General features: G+C 59.0%; 21 protein-coding genes. All 21 read right to left on the reverse strand.

The window, feature by feature from the left end; all coding sequences use genetic code 11:
* Nucleotides 1-107: 107 nt before the first annotated feature.
* The gene (locus AC1D1M_RS11860) at nucleotides 108-1,454 is read right to left on the reverse strand and encodes a flagellar hook-length control protein FliK (protein WP_477775774.1); all 1,347 of its coding nucleotides are present in this window, start codon (nucleotides 1,452-1,454) and stop codon (nucleotides 108-110) included.
* 99 nt (nucleotides 1,455-1,553) lie between these two features.
* Nucleotides 1,554-1,904, reverse strand: coding sequence for an Hpt domain-containing protein (locus AC1D1M_RS11865; RefSeq protein ID WP_477775775.1), 351 nt, complete (start codon nucleotides 1,902-1,904; stop codon nucleotides 1,554-1,556).
* A 30-nt stretch (nucleotides 1,905-1,934) separates the two neighbouring features.
* Nucleotides 1,935-3,641 (reverse strand): ATP-binding SpoIIE family protein phosphatase, encoded by a 1,707-nt coding sequence (locus AC1D1M_RS11870; RefSeq protein WP_477775776.1) that lies wholly within the window; start codon nucleotides 3,639-3,641, stop codon nucleotides 1,935-1,937.
* A gap of 5 nt (nucleotides 3,642-3,646) precedes the next feature.
* The gene (locus tag AC1D1M_RS11875) at nucleotides 3,647-3,946 is read right to left on the reverse strand and encodes an STAS domain-containing protein (RefSeq protein WP_223441148.1); all 300 of its coding nucleotides are present in this window, start codon (nucleotides 3,944-3,946) and stop codon (nucleotides 3,647-3,649) included.
* 89 nt (nucleotides 3,947-4,035) lie between these two features.
* Nucleotides 4,036-4,485, reverse strand: a complete 450-nt coding sequence (gene fliJ, locus AC1D1M_RS11880) for a flagellar export protein FliJ (protein ID WP_477775777.1) — start codon at nucleotides 4,483-4,485, stop codon at nucleotides 4,036-4,038.
* Between the two features lie 6 nt (nucleotides 4,486-4,491).
* Entirely contained in the window at nucleotides 4,492-5,850 is a 1,359-nt protein-coding gene (gene fliI / locus AC1D1M_RS11885; RefSeq protein ID WP_477775778.1) for a flagellar protein export ATPase FliI, read from the reverse strand.
* Complete coding sequence (gene fliH, locus AC1D1M_RS11890) at nucleotides 5,840-6,637, reverse strand: flagellar assembly protein FliH (protein WP_477775779.1); 798 nt, start codon at nucleotides 6,635-6,637, stop codon at nucleotides 5,840-5,842. Before fliH ends, fliI begins: the two co-directional genes overlap by 11 nt.
* A 4-nt stretch (nucleotides 6,638-6,641) precedes the next feature.
* Nucleotides 6,642-7,661 (reverse strand): flagellar motor switch protein FliG, encoded by a 1,020-nt coding sequence (fliG, locus tag AC1D1M_RS11895; RefSeq protein WP_150753432.1) that lies wholly within the window; start codon nucleotides 7,659-7,661, stop codon nucleotides 6,642-6,644.
* Nucleotides 7,654-9,441, reverse strand: coding sequence for a flagellar basal-body MS-ring/collar protein FliF (fliF, locus tag AC1D1M_RS11900; protein WP_477775780.1), 1,788 nt, complete (start codon nucleotides 9,439-9,441; stop codon nucleotides 7,654-7,656). The genes fliG and fliF overlap by 8 nt, the downstream gene beginning before the upstream one ends.
* Before the next feature lie 16 nt (nucleotides 9,442-9,457).
* Nucleotides 9,458-9,784 carry a flagellar hook-basal body complex protein FliE gene (gene fliE, locus AC1D1M_RS11905; RefSeq protein WP_477775781.1) on the reverse strand — a complete coding sequence of 109 codons (327 nt, stop codon included), beginning with the start codon at nucleotides 9,782-9,784 and terminating at the stop codon, nucleotides 9,458-9,460.
* Nucleotides 9,785-10,002: 218 nt separating this feature from the next.
* Entirely contained in the window at nucleotides 10,003-11,388 is a 1,386-nt protein-coding gene (fleR, locus tag AC1D1M_RS11910; RefSeq protein WP_477775782.1) for a sigma-54-dependent response regulator transcription factor FleR, read from the reverse strand.
* Nucleotides 11,389-11,393: 5 nt separating this feature from the next.
* Complete coding sequence (locus AC1D1M_RS11915) at nucleotides 11,394-12,587, reverse strand: sensor histidine kinase (protein ID WP_477775823.1); 1,194 nt, start codon at nucleotides 12,585-12,587, stop codon at nucleotides 11,394-11,396.
* 128 nt (nucleotides 12,588-12,715) lie between these two features.
* Nucleotides 12,716-14,191 (reverse strand): sigma-54 dependent transcriptional regulator, encoded by a 1,476-nt coding sequence (locus AC1D1M_RS11920; protein WP_077045767.1) that lies wholly within the window; start codon nucleotides 14,189-14,191, stop codon nucleotides 12,716-12,718.
* 172 nt (nucleotides 14,192-14,363) lie between these two features.
* Nucleotides 14,364-14,660 carry a flagellar protein FliT gene (gene fliT / locus AC1D1M_RS11925; protein WP_477775783.1) on the reverse strand — a complete coding sequence of 99 codons (297 nt, stop codon included), beginning with the start codon at nucleotides 14,658-14,660 and terminating at the stop codon, nucleotides 14,364-14,366.
* A gap of 24 nt (nucleotides 14,661-14,684) precedes the next feature.
* Entirely contained in the window at nucleotides 14,685-15,086 is a 402-nt protein-coding gene (gene fliS / locus AC1D1M_RS11930) for a flagellar export chaperone FliS (protein WP_477775784.1), read from the reverse strand.
* Nucleotides 15,087-15,213: 127 nt separating this feature from the next.
* Nucleotides 15,214-16,578, reverse strand: a complete 1,365-nt coding sequence (fliD, locus tag AC1D1M_RS11935) for a flagellar filament capping protein FliD (RefSeq protein WP_477775785.1) — start codon at nucleotides 16,576-16,578, stop codon at nucleotides 15,214-15,216.
* A gap of 81 nt (nucleotides 16,579-16,659) precedes the next feature.
* Entirely contained in the window at nucleotides 16,660-17,004 is a 345-nt protein-coding gene (locus AC1D1M_RS11940) for a flagellar protein FlaG (RefSeq protein WP_477775786.1), read from the reverse strand.
* Between the two features lie 73 nt (nucleotides 17,005-17,077).
* Nucleotides 17,078-18,790 (reverse strand): flagellin N-terminal helical domain-containing protein, encoded by a 1,713-nt coding sequence (locus AC1D1M_RS11945; protein ID WP_477775787.1) that lies wholly within the window; start codon nucleotides 18,788-18,790, stop codon nucleotides 17,078-17,080.
* A gap of 241 nt (nucleotides 18,791-19,031) precedes the next feature.
* A complete protein-coding gene (locus AC1D1M_RS11950) occupies nucleotides 19,032-19,958 on the reverse strand; it encodes a ketoacyl-ACP synthase III (protein WP_477775788.1) in 927 nt (308 codons plus the stop codon).
* 352 nt (nucleotides 19,959-20,310) lie between these two features.
* The gene (locus tag AC1D1M_RS11955) at nucleotides 20,311-21,900 is read right to left on the reverse strand and encodes a flagellar hook-associated protein 3 (RefSeq protein ID WP_477775789.1); all 1,590 of its coding nucleotides are present in this window, start codon (nucleotides 21,898-21,900) and stop codon (nucleotides 20,311-20,313) included.
* Nucleotides 21,901-21,914: 14 nt separating this feature from the next.
* Entirely contained in the window at nucleotides 21,915-23,939 is a 2,025-nt protein-coding gene (gene flgK / locus AC1D1M_RS11960) for a flagellar hook-associated protein FlgK (protein ID WP_477775790.1), read from the reverse strand.
* Nucleotides 23,940-23,957: the final 18 nt, after the last annotated feature.

Genomic DNA, 23,957 nt, shown 5'->3' on the forward strand with positions numbered 1-23,957 from the left:
GCAAGGCAAGAGCAAGTGTTATGCCAGAAGTGTGGTGGGAGATGGAGCGACGGACTGCCAGCAATCCGAGCAACACTGCAAAACCACAGGGTCAGGTGTTGGTTTGGTCAGGCGTAGTAATCGACCGCGCTGGAGCCGATCACGCTGGTGGTATTGGCAGCCATTTCAGCAATGCCCGGGGCCACGTCGTCATCCATCGAATCGAGGCGACCGCCGCTGGCGCTGGTCCGCCCGGCCTGGCTTTGCCGGGCTTGTTCCTGCCCTTGCTGCGAACCACGGGACTGGTCCGAAACGTTGACATCGACCTGCCCCATGCCCTGCTGCGCGAACATGTCGCGCAAGCGATGGACCTGGCCATCCAGCGCCTCACGCACCCCCGGATGCGCACTCATGAACGTGACCTGGGTCTGTTGATCGGGAACCATGTTCACCCGAATGTCCAGACGCCCGAGCTCCGCGGGCTGCAACTGAATGTCCGCCGCCTTGAGGTTGGCGCTGGACAGGTACATGACCCGGTTCACCACCTCTTCGGTCCAACCGCTCTGGTGCATGGCGATCGGCTGGTTCACCGGCAAGGCATTGGTTGTCTTCGGTGTGGCCGCCTGGGTCAGCGCTGCCAGACGGCTGGCGAAATCATCGACACGGGTGTCGCTGCTGGCGGACTTGAGATCCTTCAGACCATCATCGATCAAGCCACTGAAAGCCTTGTCGTCGCCTTGGCTGGTGCTGCTCTTGTCGCCCTGAACATCGAGCATGGTCGCCATGCCGGCGGCAAAGTTTTGCGCCGACGTCAGCTCTCCGTCAGCCTGGGCTTGCGCCTGTGTCGGTGCAGCCTTGGGCTGCGCCTGGCTGGAAGCCGATACGTGACCGCTCTGTTCCATCGCCAGGCGCACCGCCGGCAATGCGTCGAGCGGATCGGTCGAGGGATCGAAAACACCGCCGGCAGCGGCCAGCGCTGGAGCGATTGCATCTGTAGCCGCGGCAGCTACCGGCGCTTCAGCGCCAGATTGCACGGTGTCGACCACGGCGGGGGCTACCGGTGCCGGTACGACGGGTTGCAATGAAGGATCAAGCGCCGGATCGAGCGGTGCGGCATTGACGACCGGAGCCTGGTCGGCATCTGACGCATCATCGCTGGCGGTCTTGTCGTCAGCCTGCACCGGCGTGTCGGCAGGCAAGGATTTGCCGCCATCGGCAACCACCGGTTCCCCGGCGGCAGACTTGTCGTCGCCAGCGTCTTTTTTTCCGGCGACATCGCAGGCTTTGTCGCGACTCGACTTGACCGAGGCATCCGCCAACGCATTGGGCTTGTTCTGGGCCTGATTGGCGTAGACGTGAGCGAAGCTTGCGGCCTTGTCCCCGGGCTCAGCGGTCAGCGCCGGAGGATTGGCGGAGGCGGCCTGAGTCTTGGCCTGCCTGGAGGCCTGAAGCAGAATATTGGGGGTAACGGGCATGAAACGGTCTCCGCTGCACGGGGCTCGTAAGTACAGTTGGATAAGTAACTGCAAAGGTCGAGCCAGTTTCACTCGAAGGAGACCAAATGCAGCGCATGCTCAGATTTTCGCCGGGCAACGCTGTCGTTCAGCTTCGTAAAGAGGCCGGATACCGGCGAACTCGCGGTCGATTTCGCCGACCAGTTCCTGAACGGCGGCGCATGGCAAACTTCTGGCCTGCTGCTCAAGTTGATGGCACAGCTCGGTCAGCCTGAGCGCGCCCATATTGCTGCTGCTGCCTTTGAAACTATGGGCGGTCTCAACGAGCACTGCGGTACTGTCGGCCGTTCTCAAGACGTTCAGGCGCTCTTCGGAGTCCGCAAGAAAGATATCCAGCAAGTCCGGATAGCCCTCCTCCATCACTTCCTGCAATGCACTCAGTACGCCACGATCCACATGTGTGTCGTCCACTTGCTCACTCCTTGATCAAGAATGCGCGGATTATGCCAGAGGCTCCCAGATAAACTCCACGCGTGCACTTCGACCATTGTCGGTCCAGTGGGCATTACGCCCCAACTGGCGGATCAGACTGACCCCACGTCCCGACAGGCGGATGTCATCCACAGGTCTTGCCATCACCCGCTCGACATCGAAACCCTTGCCGCTGTCTTCGATGTGAATGGTCAGGCAGCCGCCATCGTCTGTTGGCGCCACCTGCAAATGTAACCGTACATAGCCTTCCTGCAGCCCGTCCAGCCGGGTATTGCGCTCTTGATAATACCGAGCAAACCCCGAGGCATCGCGCTTGAGGCTCGAATCCAGCCCCAGCACGCCATGCTCCAGCGCATTGGAATAGAGCTCCGCCAAAACACTGTAGAGCGCACCGCTCTGAGCCCGAAGGCCATGGACCTCAAGCAGCAACTGCAACAGATAGGGTAACGGATTGAAGCGCTTGAGCGTGGCGGCGCGAAACTCGAAACTCACCGACCAGTCCAGCGGGCAGGACTGGCCGCTGTCGGAGTAGACCAATGCCGGCGGCGTGATCTGCGCCGGCTCCAGCAGGCTGATTTCGACCATGCTGACATCGTCGCGCGCTTCTCCGCCAAACTGTCGCAGCGCCTGCTCGATCTCTTCGAACAGCTCTTCCGGCTGCCGATTGGCGGCAAACACCTGCTGCAATCGCTGCACGCCAAACAACTGGTCATTGGCGTCACAGGTGTCAATCACGCCATCGGACAAGAGAAACACCCGATCCCCGAGCGCCATGGGGAACACCTCGGTACGCTCATCGAAGGATTCCGGGCTCAGCACACCCAAAGGCAGGTGTCGCGCTGGCAGAGGCGTTCGCTCGCCACTGGCAATGCAATGCAGGTAACCGTCCGGCATTCCGCCGTTCCAGACTTCCACCGAACGACGCTGAAAACTCAGGCACAGCAACGTGGCGCAGCAGAACATGTCCACCGGCAGGATGCGCTTGAGCTTGGCATTCATCTCGCGCAGGGTTTCCGCCAGGCTATAGCCCTTGGCGGTCATCCCGTAAAAGACTTCGGCCAGGGGCATGGCGCCCACTGCCGCTGGCAGACCGTGGCCGGTGAAGTCGCCCAACAGCACATGCATGTCTCCGGCCGGGGTGAACGCGGCCAGCAACAGGTCGCCGTTGAACAGCGCATAGGGCGATTGCAGATAACGGATATTCGGAGCGGCATTCAGGCAGCCGGAGTGCGCCACCTTGTCGAAAACCGCCTTGGCCACGCGCTGCTCATTGAGCAGGTAGTCGTGGTGCCGGGCGATCTGGTCACGTTGGTGCAGCACGGTGTCCTGCAAGCGCCGCAAGCGATCCATCGCCTTGATCTTGGCAGCGAGAATCACCTGGTTATAGGGTTTCGCCAGAAAGTCGTCACCGCCGACTTCCAGGCAACGGGCCAGGGCTTCGCTTTCGGACAACGATGTGAGGAAGATGATCGGCACCAGGGTTTCCCCGGCCAGGGCCTTGATTTGCCGGGCTGCCTCGAAGCCGTCCATCACCGGCATCATCGCGTCCATCAACACCAGGTGCGGGTGTTGCTGGCGAAACGCGTCAACCGCTTCGGCACCGTTGGCCGCCGTCAGCACTGCGTGCCCCTGGCGGCGCAGGATGCTCGACAACAGCAGGCGATCGGCGGCGCTGTCCTCGGCTATCAGGATCGTCAGCGGCTCCAGTGGTTGCATGGCAATCAACTGATGTCGAACAGCTTGTCGAAGTTGGAGATGGCGAGGATTTTGCGCACGTCGGTACTGCTGTTGACGACGCGCACATCGGAGTCGTCGCCACCGGCGTGATCGCGCAGCAAAAGCAGCATGCCCAGGGCCGAGCTGTCGAGGTAAGTGGCGTCTTTCAGGTCGACCACAACCGCCGATAGCTGTTTATCTTCGTAGGACTGACGAAATTCCTGATGCTTGGCGAAATCGAATCGTCCTTTGACCGATATCGTCAACTTTTGCCCATCAGGGGACACTTCGGTAACGACTGACATTCAATGGCTTCCTTGTCGTTGGAGAACGTTTAGAAGGTTTAGCACCAGCTGTGGATGGGGGCAAGCCAGCCTGTTTTTCGAAAGCGCGCTCAATACGGGTTTTCGCGCGGCAAGCGCTGGGACAATTCATCCAGCAGTTTCTGTTCGCGCCGGTCTTCAAGCGCCCGCGCCTCATCGGCATAGCGCTGAACCAGCTTGCGCAAACCTTCGACCCGGGCAAACGCCTGCTGCCAGGTTTCCCGGGCCTTGTTCAGATTGTTTTGATGCCAGGCCAGGCTTTGCCGCTGCTGGTCGATGGCCGTGCCCAGTTGCGCGAGAAAGCCCTGATAGCCCAGCAACCATTGACCCGAGACGCCGCCGCTGCCGCGTACGATCCATTGTTCCTGATAGTCGAGACGGAAGGCTTCGAGGTCGGCGAGTTTACTTTCCGCCAGGCGAACCTGCCCTTGAAAGTGCCCCAGACGCTGGACCGCGGTTTTCTCGGCCTTTTCGGCCATTTCCACCACCGGCGCCAGCCTTCCTGCCCGACTCTGGGCCATAACCGCTTAACCGCCTGCCGCGGGCGCGAAGATCGAGGCGAGATACGCTTCGCTTTCGCCCAGGCTAATGCTGTCGTTGAGGCCCTGACGCAAGTATTTGACCAATTGCGGCTGCAGGGAAATCGCCAGATCGGTCTCACGGTCACCGCCGGCGACGTAGGCACCGACGCTAATCAGGTCCCGGCTCTGCTGATAACGCGACCACAACTGCTTGAAATACTGCGCACGGGTCATGTGTTCCGGCGACACCACCGCCGGCATCACCCGGCTGATGGACGCCTCGATATCGATGGCCGGGTAATGCCCTTCCTCGGCCAGTCGCCGGGACAGCACGATGTGCCCGTCGAGCACGCCCCGCGCCGAGTCGGCAATCGGGTCCTGCTGGTCGTCGCCTTCGGACAGCACGGTGTAGAACGCGGTGATTGAACCTCCGCCCTTCTCCGCGTTGCCGGCCCGCTCCACCAGCTTCGGCAGCTTGGCGAATACCGATGGCGGATAGCCCTTGGTCGCCGGCGGCTCGCCAATAGCCAGGGCGATTTCCCGCTGGGCCTGGGCAAAACGGGTCAGGGAATCCATCAGCAACAGGACGTTCTTGCCCTTGTCGCGGAAATACTCGGCGATGCGCGTGCAATACATGGCGGCGCGCAGGCGCATCAGCGGCGCATCGTCCGCCGGGGACGCCACCACCACTGAACGCTTGAGCCCTTCTTCACCGAGGATGTGCTCGATGAATTCTTTAACTTCACGACCTCGCTCACCGATCAGCCCGACGACGATAATGTCGGCCTCGGTAAAGCGCGTCATCATCCCCAACAATACCGATTTACCGACACCGGTGCCGGCAAACAGGCCGAGCCGCTGGCCGCGACCAACCGTCAACATGCCGTTGATGCAACGGATACCCACGTCCAGCGGTTCGCTGATCGGTTCGCGCTTGAGCGGGTTGATGGTCGGGCCGTCCATTGGCACCCAGTCTTCGGCCCTCATCCCGCCCTTGCCGTCCAATGCACGACCAGCGCCATCCAGCACCCGCCCGAGCATACTCATGCCCATTGGCAAACGCCCGCTATCTGACAGAGGAACGACACGGGCGCCGGGCGCAATACCGGCGACGCTGCCGACCGGCATCAGAAAGACTTTACTGCCGGAGAAACCCATCACTTCGGCTTCAACCTGCACCGGGTGATAGCTGTCGTCGTTGATCACCATGCAGCGGCTACCCATGGCGGCGCGCAGGCCTTCGGCTTCGAGGGTCAGGCCGACCATGCGCAGCAAGCGGCCCTCAAGGATCGGCGCACCGGCAAGCGTAGTCGCCTCGGCGTAACTGCCCAGGCGCCTGGCGAAGCTGGTGCGTTCAAGGCGCACCAGGCACATCCCCTTTTAGCGCGGTCACAGGCTTGCTGTCGACCGGCAGTTCCAGGCTCAAGTCCGGCGCAGCCGGGTGCAAGGATTGTTCGTGCAACTGATCGAACAGCTTGTCCATTACCCGCGCGATGCGGGTCTCGACCGTGGCGTCGATGCGGCTGTGCTCCGTTTCGACCCGGCAACCGCCGGGCAACAATGATTCGTCCTCGACGATGCGCCAGGTTTCTTCATGGCGTTCGCGCAGGGCTTTGACCTGTTCGAAATCCTGCGGATTGATGTACAGCCGCACATTGCCCACGCCCAACGGCAACAGCTTGAGGGCGTCGCGCATGACGTGTTCGATTTGTGTCGAGTCGATGGCCAGTTCTCGCTGGATCACCTGTTTGGTGATGTGTTGCACGAGGTCGACCAGGGACTGTTCAATCTGGGTGTCCTGCTCGGCGATGGGCTCGAACAGATGGGTCATCAATTGTCCCAGCGCCGCAATCTTGGCGGTCAGGGCCACTTCGGCTTCCTGGCGGACCTTGAGCGTGGCGCTGTGGAAACCTTCCTTCTCACCCACCGCGAAACCTTCGTTGTAGGCTTCCTGGCGAATGCTTTCGAGCTCTTCGAGGGTCAGTGGCTGGACTTCCTCCAGCGGCACTTCCTCCATTTCCGGCGGTTCGGGCTCAGGTTCCGGTTCAGGTTCGGGCTCCGGCGGGTCGAAGCTGGGCAGAGCCCAGGACTCGAAGCCACTGACATCCCTGGCCCGGATCAGGTCAGTGGGTGCATCATCATTCTTGACCATGGTGTTAGATCATTTCCTCGCCGCCCTTGCCGCCGAGAACGATTTCTCCGGCTTCGGCCATACGGCGGGCGATGGTGAGGATTTCCTTCTGCGCGGTTTCCACGTCGCTGACGCGCACCGGGCCCTTGGCTTCCAGGTCGTCGCGCAACAGTTCCGCCGCACGCTTGGACATGTTCTTGAAGATCTTCTCCTTGACGCCTTCGTCCGACCCCTTGAGGGCCAGCACCAGCACATCGGAGGACACCTCGCGGAGCAGCGCCTGGATCCCGCGGTCATCGACATCGGCCAGGTTGTTGAAGACGAACATGAGGTCTTCGATCTGACCGGACAGGTCTTCGTCGACTTCGCGGATCGAGTCCATCAACTGGCCTTCGATCGAGCTGTCGAGGAAGTTCATGATGTCCGCCGCGCGCTTGATGCCACCCAGGTTCGTGCGCGAGGCATTCGAGTTGCCGGAGAACTGCTTCTCGAGAATCTGGTTGAGTTCTTTCAGGGCCGCTGGCTGTACGGTGTTCAGCGAGGACACCCGCAGGATGATGTCCAGTCGCACCTTGTGGTCGAAGTTGCCGAGCACTTCACCGGCCTGGTCCGGGTCGAGGTATGCCACCACGATCGCCTGGATCTGCGGGTGTTCGTAGCGAATCACGTCGGCGACGGCGCGCGGCTCCATCCACTTCAGGCTGTCGAGGCCGCTGGTGTTGCCACCGAGCAGGATGCGGTCGATCAGGCCGTTGGCCTTGTCTTCGCCCAGGGCCTGGGTGAGCATTTTGCGCACATAGTCGTCGGAGCCGACGCCCAGGCCGGTCTGGTCGCCGACGATGTCGATGAACTCGCTCATCACCTGCTCGACCTGCTCGCGGTGCACATTACCCATCTGGGCCATGGCCACACCCACGCGCTGAACCTCTTTGGGGCCCATGTGGCGCAGCACCTGGGCAGCGTCGGTGGAGCCCAGGGACAGCAACAGGATGGCGGCCTTGTCGACCTTGGACAGTTTGGCGGCAATGGCTCGGTTATCACTCATCTGCGTTAATCCACTCTTTCACGACCTGGGCCACCCGACCCGGATCTTCTGCCACCAGACTCTTGATTGCGTTCAACTGAGCGTCATAGCCTTCGCTCGGGCTCGGCAGCAGAATGCTTTGCGGGCCGCCAAGACTGATGCGGTCGTTGGCCAACTCGCCATCCAGACCACCCATGCCACCCAACTCGACGTCGCTGCCGATACCAGCCAACTGCTTGCCTGTGCCACCACCGGTGATGTTGTTGAGCACCGGACGCAGCACACCGAACACCAGCACCAGAATGAACAGCACACCCAGCATTTGCTTGACGATGTCCCAGAACCACGGCTGGGAGTAGAACGGAATATCGGCAATCACTTCACCGCGCTCGGCGGAGAACGGCATGTTGATCACACTGACGCTGTCACCACGGCTGGCATCGAAACCGACCGCGTCCTGAACCAGGCGAGTGAAGCGTGCCAATTCGTCGGCGCTCCATGGCGCACGAGTGGTTTCGCCATTGGCCGGGTTGATTTTGACCTGATCATCAACGACAACCGACACCGACAGGCGATTCAATCGGCCCTGCTGCTGCTTGGTATGGCTGATGGAACGGTCGAGTTCGAAGTTCTTGGTCGATTGTTGACGCTTGTCCGCCGGATACGGCGCGAGCATCGGCTGACCGGTGGCCGGGTCCATGATTTGCTGGCCGTTGGCGTCAATCAGCGGCTGGCCTGGCTGCACCATGCCGGCCGAAGCGGTGGCGCCACCGGTGGTTTGCGGCGCGGAGGCCGGCGACGGCGGCTGGTTGCTCAAGGCACCCGGCACACCTTGCGGGCCGTTGCTGGCAGTACGTTGTTCGTTGACTGACTGTTCGCTGCGCAGTGCAGGCTGGTCCGGATTGAACTGCTCGGAGGTCGACTCGACCGCACTGAAATCCACGTCGGCCGAGACTTCGGCCTTGTAACGGTCATTGCCCAGCACCGGTTGCAGGATGTTGTGCACACGCTGGGTGAGCATGCTTTCCATGCGACGGCTGTAGTCGAATTGCTTGCCGGCCATGGTCAGTTCGGAGTTTTCCGCCTGATCCGAGAGCAGGGTGCCCTTCTGGTCGACGACAGTGATCTGCGACTTGCTGAGTTCGGGAACGCTGGTCGCCACCAGGTTGATGATGGCCACGACCTGGCCGGGTTCGAGTGAGCGACCGGAATAGAGTTCAACCAGAACCGAAGCGCTAGGCTTGCGTTCGTCGCGCACGAACACCGAGCTTTTCGGAATCGCCAGGTGCACGCGGGCACCCTTGACGTTGTTCAGGCTGGAAATGGTGCGGGCCAGTTCGCCTTCGAGGCCACGACGATAGCGGGTCGCTTCCATGAACTGGCTGGTACCGAGCCCCTGATCCTTGTCGAGGATTTCAAAACCGATGTTGCCGTCGCTGGGAGTGACACCAGCGGCCGCGAGTTTGAGCCGCGCACGGGACAGGTCATCGGCCTTGACCAGCAAGGCACCGGAGTTGGGTTCGACGGTGTAGGGAATATCGGCGGAGGCCAGGGTATCCATGACCTGCTTGGCGTCCATGCCGGCAAGGCTGCCGTACAGAGGCCGGTAGTCCGGTTGCTGGGACCACAACACCACGGCAAAGCCAATCGCCACGCTCGCAGCCAGGCCAACCAACAGGCCCACCTGACGCAACATGGTCATCTCGGAGAGGTTTTCCAGGAAGGACAACCCGAACAGCGGCGGCTTGCCGTCTATTGGAGTGGCCTTGGCCGGAACGTTATTGGCGACTGCTTCTGCCATGACTCAATCTCGTCCTTTAAACCGGCATCTGCATGATGTCTTGGTAGGCCTGAACTACTTTGTTGCGCACTTGGGTCAACGCCTGGAATGACACGCTGGCCTTCTGCGAAGAAATCATCACATCGGTCAGGTCGACGCCGCTTTTGCCGATTTCGAAAGCGCTGGCCAACTGAGTGGAAGCCTGCTGGGTGTCGTTCACTTTATTGATAGCCTGACCGAACATGTCGGAAAAGCTGCTGCCCGACAATTCAGGGACGGCAGTCGATTTCGGCACAGACATGGCGTCCATTTGCATGGCGCGCATGTCCAGCATCAACCGATTGAATTCAATACCTTGGCTCATGGTTTCTCTCTTTGGCGACCCGCATTTTTTTGACACTCACTCGGCGGGTAATGAGGTGTTAGCAACAAGGGTGCCAGCTTTCCCGGCGCCTCATCTGTAGGAGCGAGCTTGCTCCGGGCGGCGTTCCGACGATGAACCCAAGAACAACGTATTTATTCTGAATTCCCGCGTTATCGTTAACGACCATCGTGAGCAAGCTCGCTCCTACAGGTACAGGGTCAGGTGGCAAACAAAAAGGCTTCCACATCCATTCCGGCATCGCGCATCTGCGCCAGCTTGTAGCGCAGGGTTCGCGGGCTGATGCCCAGGCGCTCGGCCGCCTCTTTGCGACGACCGCGCTCGGCGCGCAAGGTATCGATGATCATCTGGAATTCACGACGACGCAGGTCATCACCCAGCGCACCGGCCGACTCGAATTCGACTTCCACAGGACGCATCGGCGCCGGAGTCAATGCCGGCAATGGAGCACACGTCACCGACCCGGCCAGGCAGAAATCCTGCGGCTGGATCAAGCCACCCTGCTGCAGAATCAGCGCACGCTGAATCGCGTTGTCCAGTTCACGCACGTTGCCCGGCCATGGATAACCGATCAGACACGCCTGGGCCTCGGGCGACAATCGGGCAGCCGAATGCTTCATTTTATTGACGTGCCTGGCCAGCAGACGCTCGGCCAGCGGCAGGATGTCGGCGGTGCGCTCGCGCAACGGACGCCAGGCCAAGGGAAACACCGACAGGCGATAATAAAGATCCTCGCGAAAGCGCCCCGCCACCACTTCACCCGCCAGGTCGCGATTGGTGGTCGCAACCACACGAATATCCAGCGTGATCGGTTTGCGCGCGCCTACCCTTTCGACCTCGCGCTCCTGCAGCACTCGCAGCAATTTGGCCTGGAGCCCCAGAGGCATTTCGGAAATTTCGTCGAGCAAAATGGTGCCGCCGTCGGCCTGTTCGAACTTGCCGGCTTGCGCGGCAATGGCGCCGGTGAAGGAGCCCTTCTCGTGACCGAACAAGGTCGCTTCGAGCATGTTGTCCGGGATCGCCGCGCAGTTGATCGCAATGAACGGCTGGCTGGCGCGAAGAGAATGCTGATGGATGTAACGCGCCAGCACTTCCTTGCCCGTGCCCGACTCGCCCGAGATCAACACCGTGGAATCGCTGCGTGCGACCCGCGCCGCCAACTCGAGTAACTGCGCGCTCGCCGGCTCGAACGCTACCGGCCCTTCGCCTTCGGTCAGGCCGAGACTGCCCAGGGCATGACGCGCCACCAGATCGAGCAACGCCTTGGGCTCGAATGGCTTGACCAGATAGTCCGCCGCCCCTTGGCGCATCGCATCGACCGCACGCTCGACCGCACCGTGAGCCGTCATCAATAACACCGGCAACTGCGGCTGCCGCGCTCGCAGCATGCCAAGCAACTGATGGCCGTCCATGCCCGGCATGTTGACGTCGCTGATCACCAGGCTGAAGGCCTCGCCGCCGACAGCAAGCAACGCCTCCTCTGCCGAACCCACCGCCTTGAAATCGTGCCCCGCGAGCAATAGCGTATCGGCCAGCGCCTCGCGCAACGCGCGGTCGTCCTCGACCAGCAGAACCTTGATACCCATCTGTGTCACTCCGTTCTTTGAGCGCTGCTGAACAACGGCAGGATCACCTGCGCGCAGGTGCCGCGACCGAGCCGCGAACGCAACTGCAATTGTCCCTGATGAGCACGCACCACTGCCTTGACCACGGTCAGGCCAAGCCCCGTGCCTGTGGTCTTGGTGGTAAAAAAGGGCTCGCCCAATCGCGCCAGTACGGCGGCATCGATACCGCTGCCACTGTCACTGACGCACAGGCGCAGGTTGTTGCCGCGGGTGTAGAGGTGAATCTTGAGGCGCAATTGACCGGCACTGGCCTGAATGGCGTTCTCGATCAGATTGAGGATCGCGCCGACCAGGGTGTCGCGATTGCACAGCAACTCCCCCAAGTGACTGTCGCACTGCCAGCGGATCGGCAGATCCTGCACGTGGGTCAGCGCAGCCGCTTGCAGCGCCTGCATCAATTGGCCGGGCGTCACGCGGTCGGTCAGCGGCAACTCGCCTCGGGCGAACACCAGCATGTCGCGCACCTGATGCTCCAGCTCGTGCAGGCGCTCCTTGAGACGCCCGGCAAAGCGCTGCTGGGTAGCGACCGGCAATTCTTGCTCGGCCAAATGACTGGCATACAGCAGCGCGGCGGACAACGGCGTACGTATCTGATGAGCCAACGAAGCGACCATGCGCCCCAGCGACGACAGACGCTCATGACGGGCCAGTTGATCCTGCAGATGGCGGGTTTCAGTCAGGTCGTTGAGCAACACCAACTGGCCAGGCTCGGCATCCAGCGAGCGCGTGGCGATCGACAGACGCCGGCCATCCTTGAGGGAGACTTCATGACCATCGTCTTCGCGCGGCGCAAAACAGCGAGCAATGACGTGGCGCCACAGTTCACCTTCCAGCGGCAGACCCAGCAACTCGCACGCCGCCGGATTGGCTTCGCGCACGATGCCCTGGGCGTCAATGACGATGACACCGCCGGGTAACAGATCAAGGAGGTTTTGCAGGCGGTTGGCCAGGCGTTCTTTTTCCGCCAGCTCTTGCATGCGCTGGGCGCTGACCACCGCCAGCTCACCCTTGAGCTCGGTGACCCGGGCTTCAAGCATGCTGTAGGAATTGGTCAACTGACTGGACATCTGATTGAACAGCGCGAATGCCTGCTCAAGGCCAAGCCGACTCGCCTGCTCTACGGACGATGATTGTCCCGATGCATCAGGGACAGAAGACATCTGGGCGGCTTGGGGCATTGTGCTCTCTCGCTTGGCTGACCGTCAGTGAAACGGAACGTTGCGAGGGACGTAGCAATACCCGTGCCTAAAAAAAACTTCTTATAAATGAATGATTTGAAAAACAGGCGTCAATCATCCGCCTGTTCATCTCCATCACGACGGCTCATGCCGTACTTGCGCATTTTTTCCACCAGCGTGGTACGACGAATACGCAGCCGCTCAGCCGCGCGCGCCACAATGCCATTGGCGTCATCCAGCGCCTGCTGAATCAAGCCTTGCTCCAGACCACCGAGGTAGTCCTTCAGATCCAGGCCCTCCGGCGGCAACATGGCGTTGGCCGTGAAGTCCGGCGTATGACCGTTGATGGCCACGCGCTCCTCCAGATCACTGCGCAGGCTGTCGACCATCTGCTCGTCTTCATCGTCGACGTAGCGGAATTTCTTCGGCAGTTCGACCACACCGATCACGCCGTATGGATGCATGATCGCCATGCGCTCCACCAGGTTGGCCAGCTCGCGGACGTTGCCCGGCCAGCCATGCCGGCACAGCGACATGATCGCTGCCGAGTTGAATCGGATCGAACCGCGCTTCTCGTGCTCCATGCGCGAGATCAACTCGTTCATCAGCAGCGGAATGTCTTCGACGCGCTCACGCAGCGGCGCCATCTCGATCGGGAACACATTCAGGCGGTAGTACAAGTCTTCGCGGAAGGTGCCGATCTCGATCATGCTTTCGAGATTCTTGTGGGTCGCCGCAATGATGCGCACGTCGACGCTCTGGGTCTTGTTGCTGCCCACGCGTTCGAAGGTGCGCTCCTGCAACACGCGCAGCAGCTTGACCTGCATCGGCAGCGGCATGTCGCCGATTTCATCGAGGAACAGGGTGCCGCCGTTGGCCAGTTCGAATCGACCGGCGCGGCTGGTGATCGCCCCGGTGAAGGCACCCTTCTCATGACCGAACAATTCGCTTTCCAGCAACTCGGCCGGGATCGCCCCGCAGTTGACCGGCACGAACGGCGCTTCGCGGCGCTTGGAATGGTAATGCAGGTTGCGCGCAACCACTTCCTTGCCGGTGCCGGACTCACCGAGGATCAGCACGCTGGCATCGGTATCGGCAACTTGCTGCATCATCTGACGGACGTGTTGAATCGCCCGGCTGGTGCCGACAAGACTGCGGAAAAGATTGGGTTCGCGATGACGACCGCGTTCGCGGGCCTGGTCGTACATCTCGCGATAGACCTGGGCACGGTGCAGCGAATCGAGCAATTTGCTGTAGCTGGGTGGCATTTCGAGGGTCGAAAGCACTCGACGACGCTGGTCTTCCGGCAGGTCAATGGAAGAATTATCGCCCATTAACAAAACCGGAAGGAACTCATCCCAGGTCGAGAGTGTCTTTAACAAGCCCAGAAGTGCACCAGGAGCATTGACCGTCCCGATGAGGACACAGATTACTTCACGACTTGACGACAAAGAGCCGACAGCTTGCTGCCAGTCATGGCTACCACAGGGTAAATTTTCTTCGCCGAGAAAATTTAAAATCACCGCCAGATCGCGGCGGCGGACGCTATCGTCATCAATCAGCAGAATTTTGGTTTCACGCCACATGCAATAGCAACTTCCCTAGTCAACTCAATGCCCAAAATGCTGGGGCAAGCTAAACGCTTGCAGGCAGGTTATGCCTGAAGACGACTGAAATCTGGAACCAGCCACTAGTTAAGTCAAAAAACCGTGCACAGTCAAATTTATGGCGCACTATGTCTGGATTAACTGGCGTCAATTAACCAAACAGATGGTAAACCTTTGCGGCACTCTTCGCTTGATTGATCTGCGACATCTCTTCGACTATCGCCTGGCGCTCGCCCATCGTTGCTGTCAGTAATTCCTTGTACACCTCCAGCAAGCTCTCCAGATTGGTACGCAGCGCCTCTTCGTCGATTGGTGCCTCACTGAGCAAATCGTCGACACACGAACGACAAGCCACATCGAGCTCACCGATCGCATCCCAGTTACGCTCAGCCAGCGCATCGATAAGTGCTTCACGGGTTTGTTCAATCCGCTGCAGGGCTTGACTCATGGCGTCATCCTCAGGCTGGTGGGCTTATTGCGCGATCTCTTGCGCCGCAATCGCATCCCAGCCACTTTTCAAAGTAGTCAGCAGGCGGGCGACTTCGTCGATGATTTCCGGATCGTTGTTGACGTTGGCCTTAAGCAACTGCGAGTTCATATACTCATACAGGCTGTCCAGCTGCTGGATGGTAGCAGGGTCTTCCGCCTTCTCCTCATTCAAACCCTGACGCAGTCCAGTGATGATGTCGATGGACTTGGTGATGAACAGGCACTTTTGCGCGATATCGCCACGAGACAATGCACCTTTGGCTTGTGCCAGGCGATCGAGGCCACCCTCGAACAGCATCTGGATCAGACGGTGAGGACTGGCTTCGGAGATCTGAGCGTGGGAATTGACCTTCTGGTACGCACGAAGGGCTTTCATTGGATTCATGTTACTACCTCGTTACTGGCCGCAGTCGGACATTTCTCTCTATCAAGTTTGTCGACTGCGTCACGTAAAACTTTAATCCGTGCCCGCAGGCCCAAAACATGTCACCACCCGATACGGGGCGATGCCATCAATCCGATTTCGGATTATTCAGCGAGTTGAGGGTGGTCATGATGCTGGAGCTGCTGGCGTTGAGCTGGGCGATCAGGGTATCCATGGCCGTGTACTTGGCGGTCAAGGACGTCTGCAGGCTCTCCATGCGCCGATCCAGCTCTGCCTGCTGGGTGGTGAGGTCGGTCAACTTGGTGTTGAGGTCTGTTACCCGGCTAGCCAGCGATCCAGTGGTGCCAACATAGGAGGCAGTCGCCTTGGTCATGCGCGTCACCAGGCCAGTGTCGCCGGTAAACAACTTGGCGATATCAGCCGCACCCTTGACTACAGCCTTGTCCCACTGTTTGTCATCAAGACTCAGCAGGCCGGTTTTCTGGTCGGTGGTAATGCCCATCTGTGCCAGGCTGCTCATTGCGCTTGACCCTGAACTGTTGACCAACTCGCTACGCAGATTGTTGACCAGCTGACGCATCGATGCGTCACCGGTCAAAGCGCCCGCCGTGGTGGTCGAGGAGTCGCCGGTGGCGGTAACCTTGGTCTGGGTATTGATACTGGTCATCAACGCGTTGTAGGCCGTGACGAAGGACTGGACTGACGTTTTCAGCGTGTCGGTGTTGCTCGCCACATTGACGGTGACCGGCTTGTCCTTGTCCTTGGCCAACAGCTCCAGCGACACGCCACTGATGGCGGAAGTGACCTTGTTGCTGGTGGACTCCATCGCGATACCGTCGATGGTGTATTTGGCATTTTGTGCTGGCGTCCCCTTGTCATAACCCTGGGCCAGTTCCGAGTCACCACTGAGGGTGATATCAGTATCCACGCCCGTGGTATTTGAGCCGACCACCAGACGCGCACCGTTCGCATCGCTCAAGACGTTGGCGCTGATGCCCTGGGCCGACAGCTGGGTATTGATCGACTCACGCACTTCCTGCAGGGTCGCGCCGCCAGGCACCAGTACGTCGTAGCTCTTGCCCGACTGGGTGATGGTCAAGGTCTGGGCTTCATCGCTGGAGTTGGCCGACCCCGAAGCCCCGCCCTCGAACACCTTGCTGGTAACTTTCGACGACGTCGCCAGCTCGTTGACCACCACCACGTACTTGCCGCTGGAGGCGCCATCGCCCAGGGTGACCTTGACGTTCTTTTCTTCGGAGGAGGTAGCGGCCAGACCGTTGAACGAGGCCACGTTGTTCAATTTCGCGATTGCCGCCCGGTAGGTTTCCAGCGCACTTTTCACCGAACCGACGCCCGACAACTGGATGGTCGTGTCTTTTTGCTGACTGGTGATCTGGGCTTGTTTAGGCGCCTTTTCAGCCCCTACCAATGCCTTGACGATGGCTTGGGTGTCGTAGCCCGAACCCGGACCGGAAATCGTTGAACTCGCCATGGGTATTCTCCTTGTCCTGTGGCTGCCGTTTTATTGGCGAGTATTGCCTTGGCTGCAGTCAGAAACACATTTCATGCCAGCTCAGGCCTTGGAATCGAACAACAGGCTGCTGGCATCACTCAGGTTTTGCGCAAGCTTGAGCGCCGTCTCTGATGGAATCTGTCGAATCACTTCGCCACTTTCCGTGGCAACCACCTTGACCACCACCCTGCCGGTCGAGTCATCGATGGAAAAATCGAGGTTGCGTTGAGTCGATTGAACGAACTCGCGAATATCGGTTACCGCCTTTTCCAGCGCTACTCGTTGGGACTCGTCAGCCACAGCCGGTTCTTGCTCGACCGGGGGCTGCGCCTGAGGTGTAGAAGAGTTGCCGGCCTGGGTTGTGCCAGCAGGGTAATGCGCGTTCAGCTTAATGCTCATATCCATGTCATCACCTCCAAACTGAAAAAAACGAAAGGGCACGTAAACGCGCCCTTCCGTTAATCAACCGATACCGAGATTACTGAAGCAGCTTCAGAACAGCGGATGGCAGTTGGTTAGCCTGGGACAGGATCGCGGTGGAGGCCTGTTGCAGGGTTTGTTGCTTGGTCAGTTCAGCGGCTTCGGAAGCGAAGTCGGCGTCTTCTACACGGCCTTTAGCAGCAGTGGAGTTCTGCGAAATGCTCTGCAGGTTGGCCACGGTGCTGGCGAAACGGTTTTGTACAGCACCCAGCTGCGAACGCTGGCTGTCGATCTGCTGCAGGGCACCGTCGAGAGCCTGAACTGCTTGCTGCGAGGTTGCTGCGGACAGGATGCTCAGGTCGGAAACGGTGGTTTCCATGGTAACTGCGGTCTTGGTACCGGCAGCGGCAACAGCGGTCAGACCCAACGCGGCCAGACCAGTACCTGCACTGCCGTCCTTGACGGTGATGTCTTTGTCAGCGAACAGGCTCAGAGTGCCGTCAGTGTTTTTGCTGGCGTTTACACCGGTGCTGGCGCTGTTGATCGAGGCAACGATCGCGTCAGTGGTATCGCCCTTCTTGAACTTGACTTCAACGCCGTTCACGTCGATGGAGGTATCAGCAGTCAATTTGGCCTGGGAAGTACCAGCCGACAGGCCCAACTGCGACAGCGAACCGCTGGAAGTGTTGGCCAGCTTGATGTCTGCGCCGTCACCCGAGGTCACCTTGACGCGACCGTCAGTGAAGGTGGCCGATGCGCCAGCGGCCGCGCCGCCCGCAGCGGTGGTGAGCTGGGCGAGTACGCTCGCCATGGTGTCATCTGCTGCCCAAGTCACAGCGTTACCATTTACAGAGATGGAACCGGCAGCACCCAAGTTACTCGATGGGTTAGTCGTCGCAGCCGTCAGACCAAGGCTAGCCAGACCAGGAGTGGCACCACCAGTAGCGGAGGCGGCAAGAACGATATCGCTCTTCGACGACAAGCTCACTACGCCGGCAGCGTCAGCACTTGCAGTAACGCCGGTAACATCCGATTTGGCGTTGATCGCAGCAACTGCAGAAGTAGCAGCCGGAACACCCGCACCAGCAACAGCAGAAAGCGTGATTTCTGTGCCGTTAATAGTGAACGCATCGGTAGCCAAGGTCGCAGTGGCCGCTGCAGTACCGACTACAGTTGCCTTGTCAGTCAAAACCGAACCGGTTGCAGTAGCAGCCAAGCCCTTCAGCGCAGTGCTGTTAACGGTTGCTTCGCTGAAGTTACCTTTCAGGCCAGTGGCGCTGATGTCGGTCATGCCGAACGAAATGGTTTCGTTGGCGCTGGCACCGATCTGGAAGCCTACGTTGCTGAACGAACCGTCCAGCAGGTTACGACCACCGAAAGTGGTGGTGTTGGAGATACGGGTCAGCTCACCCACCTTGGCGGTGAATTCCTGCTGCAGGGAAGTACGGTCAGCGTCGCTTTTATCACCGTTCGCAGACTGCAGGGCGAGTTCACGCAGACGTTGCAGCAGGTTGGTGGATTCTTGCATCGCGCCTTCAGCGGTCTGCGCGATCGATACACCGTTGTTGGCGTTGGCGATTGCAACGTTCAAGCCTTTAACCTGGTTGCCCAGACGGTTGGCGATCTGCATGCCAGCAGCGTCGTCTTTGGCGCTGTTGATTTTCAGGCCGGAAGACAGACGGTTCATCGAGTTGCTCAGGGCATCGGAAGCCTTGTTCAGGTTTTTCTGAACGCCCAGGGAGGTGATGTTGGTATTAACAGATAAAGCCATGACGAATTCCTCGTTGGTTGGGTGCTGCGGCTTCCGGCCCTGGCAACCGCCGGGTATGGCCTAGAGAACCTTCGTAATGGTTATCGTCGTGAAAGCAGGTTGCTTGAGCACTTTTTTGTTTTTTTTTACTAGCACCGTGCCACCCCTTGAATTTCAAGGTTTTAGTTCACCACCCCAGAATGCAAAAACGCCCATGACCTTGCGGTCATGGGCGTTTTTTTGGCGTTATTAAACTGGCGCGTCAGGGACGATGGATCAGTGCCGAGCCCCAGGACAGGCCCACACCGAATCCACTGATTGCCACACGCTTCCAGCTGGAGTCGAACATGTGTTTTTCCAGCAGCAACGGAATGCTCGACGACACGGTGTTACCGGTCTCGACCATGTCCTTGATGAACTTCTCCGGTTCGCCTTCGAAACGTCGTGCCACGGCATCGACGATAGCCGCGCTGCCCTGGTGGATGCAGAAGGCATCGATATCCTCGGACTTGAGGCCGGACTCATCGAGCAATTCGTGCAAATGGGCTGGTACTTTGAGCAAGGCAAAGTTGAACACCTGGCGCCCGTTCATGAAAAACACACCATCGGTCACCTTCAAGTGCGGCGCGCCAGAACCGTCAGTGCCGAATTTGGCCTTGCCCAGTTGCCAGACAGCGTCCTCACCCATCCAGGTAGCCGTGGCGGCATCACCGAACAACATGGTGGTATTGCGGTCTTCCGGGTCGACTATTTTCGAATAGGGGTCTGCGGTGATCAGCAGGCCATTTTTTAGCCCTGTCGCCTCCATGAAGCCTTTGATCGCATAAATACCGTAAACGTAACCGGAACAACCCAGGGAGATGTCAAAAGCGGCGACGTTGGTCGACAGGCCGAGCTTGTCCTGGACGATGGCCGAGGTGTGCGGCAAGCCCTCTTCGTCGCCGTTCTGGGTGACGACGATCAACACGTCGATGGATTGACGGTCGAGCTGAGGGTTGTTGGCGAACAGCGCATTGGCCGCTTCTACACACAGATCCGAGGTTTCCTGAGTAGCATCCTTGCGCGGCAGGAACGCCGAACCGATTTTCCCGAGGATGAACTCTTCATCCTTCTCGAACTTCGCGCCCTGAGCATAGTTATCCAGCCCGCTCGCTGGCACGTAGCTGGCAATGCTTTTTATGCCAATCATTGTGGCTTCCCAATACTAAATAGCTGGAGATCACCGCTCGCAAGACCGAGAGGTACGACAATACTGGATTTCACCGAGCGAAAAAAATACGGCACAGACGCTCCAGAAACCCTGAAAACACGCCCGACAAGGGTCACCCCCCTGCCCATCCTTTTTGACACAATACAGTGAAGATGCGCTTTTTGACTCACAGGTCACGCATTATGCGTGGCTTATGGCAAACATCCAGCCACAAACCTGCGATCCACCGCTCATTGGTAGACGGAAAAACGTCGATTGAGCAAGTCAAAAACTGGAGCAATAGACAAACGAGACATTGCCGGCATCGCGGATGCCGGCAATCGAGGAGGGATCAGAGCTTGTTGAACAGGCTCAACTGAGCAATTTTCACGAATGCCAGTTGCGAGGCTTGCAACAGAGATTGCTGGAACGCCAAATCGATCGAGGCAGTTGCCACATCGGTGTTACCGATAGCCGCTTGGGTGCTGTTGTTCGACAGGTCAAGACTGATGTTTTCAGACGTCTGAATATCAACCGAGTTCAGACGCGCACCGATAGCTCCGCGCACCGTCAACACTTGCTCGCTGGCATTGGCCAGATTGCTTACGGCCGAGTTCAACGCATCCTTGAGCTTGATCTGCGCCAGGTCATTACCATCTGACGGCGTTTCCAGTGTTTGACGCAACTGGCTCAACGTGTCCAGAGCACTCTGAGTCTGATGGCTGCTGGCACCCACGACGAATTGATCGTCCGGCCCGGGAGCACCGGTGAAATCAAGCTTCACGCCCGCTACCGTAATCGAACCGCCTGCATATAGACCACTAGCAATCGACTTGCTGTCTGCACTCATTGGCTGGGCGTAGACTTTGTAATTGTTAGCATCGGTAAATTTGATGACCACGCCACTGTTGGGGAATCCACTCACATATGCAGCCTGGTCCGTTACACCAGAGCCGGTAATCTGCGCCGTCGAGGCATTGCTCGGCGTTCGCGAGGCATTGAAACTGTCGGGCTTGGTGCCCAGGGTGAAGAGGTGGTCCTTGACCTCTTCGTCAGGGGTCATGGGCAGGTTGGTCACCGGATCAACCGGCGCCTTGAGGCGCAAGGTGATATCGAATTCCACGCCACGCAGGTTGATGGTCGCCCCCCCTTCTTTCTTCGCATCGAAGGTGCCGTTGCCACTCACCTCTGCGGTGATATCGTTGCCGTCCTTGTCCGCAATGGTGTAGTGCGTACTGTCGACAAACTTCAGTTCGTACGGCTCGCCCGCTGCGAAGTTCTTCGTGTAAGCAGCGCTCGACTTCAACAATCCGGCGGACACGGAAACAGTACCATCAACCGCTTTCGACGGATCTTGAACAGCCTGGGTGCGTCCCGAGTTGGTCGCCGCTTCAAGAACACTTTTGCCGGTGTCATTGGTGGCGATGGACAAGGTTTCCGACACTTGCAAGCTCAACTGCGTGTCGTCGCCCTGATAGCTGTAGGTTCCGTCGTTGTTGCGCACATAGGCCGGAGTCGAGGTCTTCGAACCGGAAAACATGTAGTTGCCAGCCGAGTCCTTGCTGTTGAGCAGGCTCAATACGTTGGCTTCAATCTCGCCCAGCTCTTCAGCAATGGACTTGCGGTCAGCGTCGCTCTTGCTGCCATCACCGGCGCTAAGGGCCAACTCGCGGGCGCGCTGCAACGCCGTGTTGACGCTATCGAGCACGCTCTCTTCGTTCATCAGCGAATTCTTGATACTGCCCATGTTGTCGCTGTACTGCCCCAACATCGCTTTCTGCTGCTGCAACATCAGCAACTGCGCAGCCCCGACCGGATCATCACCCGCGCTCTGAATCCGCACGCCGGAAGTGATCTGCTCCTGAGTCTTCACAATCGAGGAGAAGTTGTTCTGGTACTTGGCCGCACTTGTCTCAAAGTACTGGGCTGTAGAAATTCGCATCGTCGAAGACTCCCTTAAAGACTGTTGATCAGCGTGCTGAACGTTTCTTGCGCGGCCTTGATGATCTGCGACGACGCGGTGTAGTACTGCTGGAACTTGACCAGGTCGGCTGCCTCATCGTCCAGGTTGACCTGGGAGACCGAGGCGACCTCGGATTTTGCCCGGGACAGAATCGCCCCGCTGGCGGTGCTGTCGCCCAAGGCCTGACTGGCTTTGGCGCCTACCTGCTCGACCAGGCGACTGTAGGCGGTGGTCATGCTCATGCCGGCATTGCCACCCGAAACGCCCACCGTTGCCTTGGTTTGCAGCCCCAACAGCTCGTTGGCATTGCGATTGTCTTTCTTGCCATCCACGTTGAACGCAATTTCGTACTTGTCATTCTTCGATGGCGAACCACTGACCGTGGTGTTGAACGAAAACGACTGGCCGGCAATCGGCGCACCAGATGCGTCGAGCATCGGTACGTTGAGAGTCAGATCATTGCCTTGGCCAGGAACGATGGTGCCTGTACCGATGCTCTGCCCTTTCGAGTTGAACACTTCGTAGGATTGACTCCCCCCCACCGCGTCCGAGAAGGCCAAGGTCACCGGCATGGAGTTTTTGATGCCCGCTTGCAGGTCGGCCAGATTCGCACCGCCATAGATATCCATCGGAATGGACAGCGTCGGAGGAGTCAACGCACCGGTTCCGCCATTGCTGGTACTGCTGGTCGCGACCAGTGGACCGGCAAAGGCGAGCTTGTTCGAGTCGGTCATTTGGGTGGTGATGGAGCTCGCCGCGCCGCGCGTCGGGATCACTTTGAACGAGTCACCGGCCTGGAGAGCGCCACCATTGAGATCAAGCTTGAAGCCATCGATTTCTGCCGGCGGGGCCAGGTCGAAAGTTCCCATATCCTTGCCGTCGGAACGCTTGACCGTGTACTTGTCAGCCGCGGTAAACGTCACCGCATAATCGAAGGTGGTCAACGCACTGGAATTGGTGATGGTAACGTCAAGATTGCCCGAACCGGTGCTGTTGTTCGACGATGCCAGGCTGCGCTGGCTGATCGCGGTTGCACTGTTGATATTGGAGAACAGCGACGCACCAAACTCGCCATTGGCATCGAGCCCCTGACCCAACTGGCTATTGATTTTGTCGGCAACCACCAGGGCTGTGCGCCCCAGGTCATTCATCGACGGCAACAGCACGTCGTCGCGATAACGCAGCAGACCACCGATCTTGCCGCCGCTGATAACCGAGGTCACGTCACTGACGGAAGAAGGCGAGTTGACCACAATCGTCAGCTGGCTTTTGTCGATCCCGGTTCGTGCAGTCGAGAGGGTGTTCGTCGTGCTGCCCAATACCAACGACTGACCGTTGCCCAAGGACACGTTGTAACTGCCGTTTTGCTCCTGGACCGTGACGCCGACCAGTTCATTGAGTGAGCGAACCGCTTCATTTCGCGCATCGAGCAAGTTGCTCGGGCCGCTACCTGTCGAGGTGCTGGCCTGGGAAATCTGCTGGTTCAACGAGGCAATCGAAGACGTCAGTTGATTGACCTTGTCGGTCAGTGTCGTCAACTGACTATTGATTCCCTCATTCTGTTGCTGCATCTGCGAGGCCAGAGCATTGAACCGGTTACTCAGCGTTTGCGCATTGGTCAGCAACAACTGCCGTGCAGCGGTGTCACTCGGCGTACCGGCAGACGTCTGAACCGACGAGAAAAAGCTGCTCAACACCGCAGAAATACCCGTGATCTTGTCGGAGAAGAGCTTGTCGAGCGGGTTCACCTGATCAAGGTAAGCATTGGCATCGTTGTTCAGCGACGTGCTGGTTTGCAGTTGGTTATCGAGATAAGCGTTATAGACCCGACGCACATCGGCCAGGGTCGTACCGCTACCGATAAACACGCCACCGCTCAGGTGCGAGGAATTACTGCCCTGAATGGTTTGCTGACGTGAGTAGCCGGCCGTGTTGGCGTTGGCAATGTTGTTGCCGACAGTCGCCAACGACACTTGACTGGCGTTCAGCCCCGACATCCCGATATTGAGCAAACTCATGGTTCAAACCTTTTACCT

This window comes from Pseudomonas sp. P1_F7 (assembly GCF_056405655.1).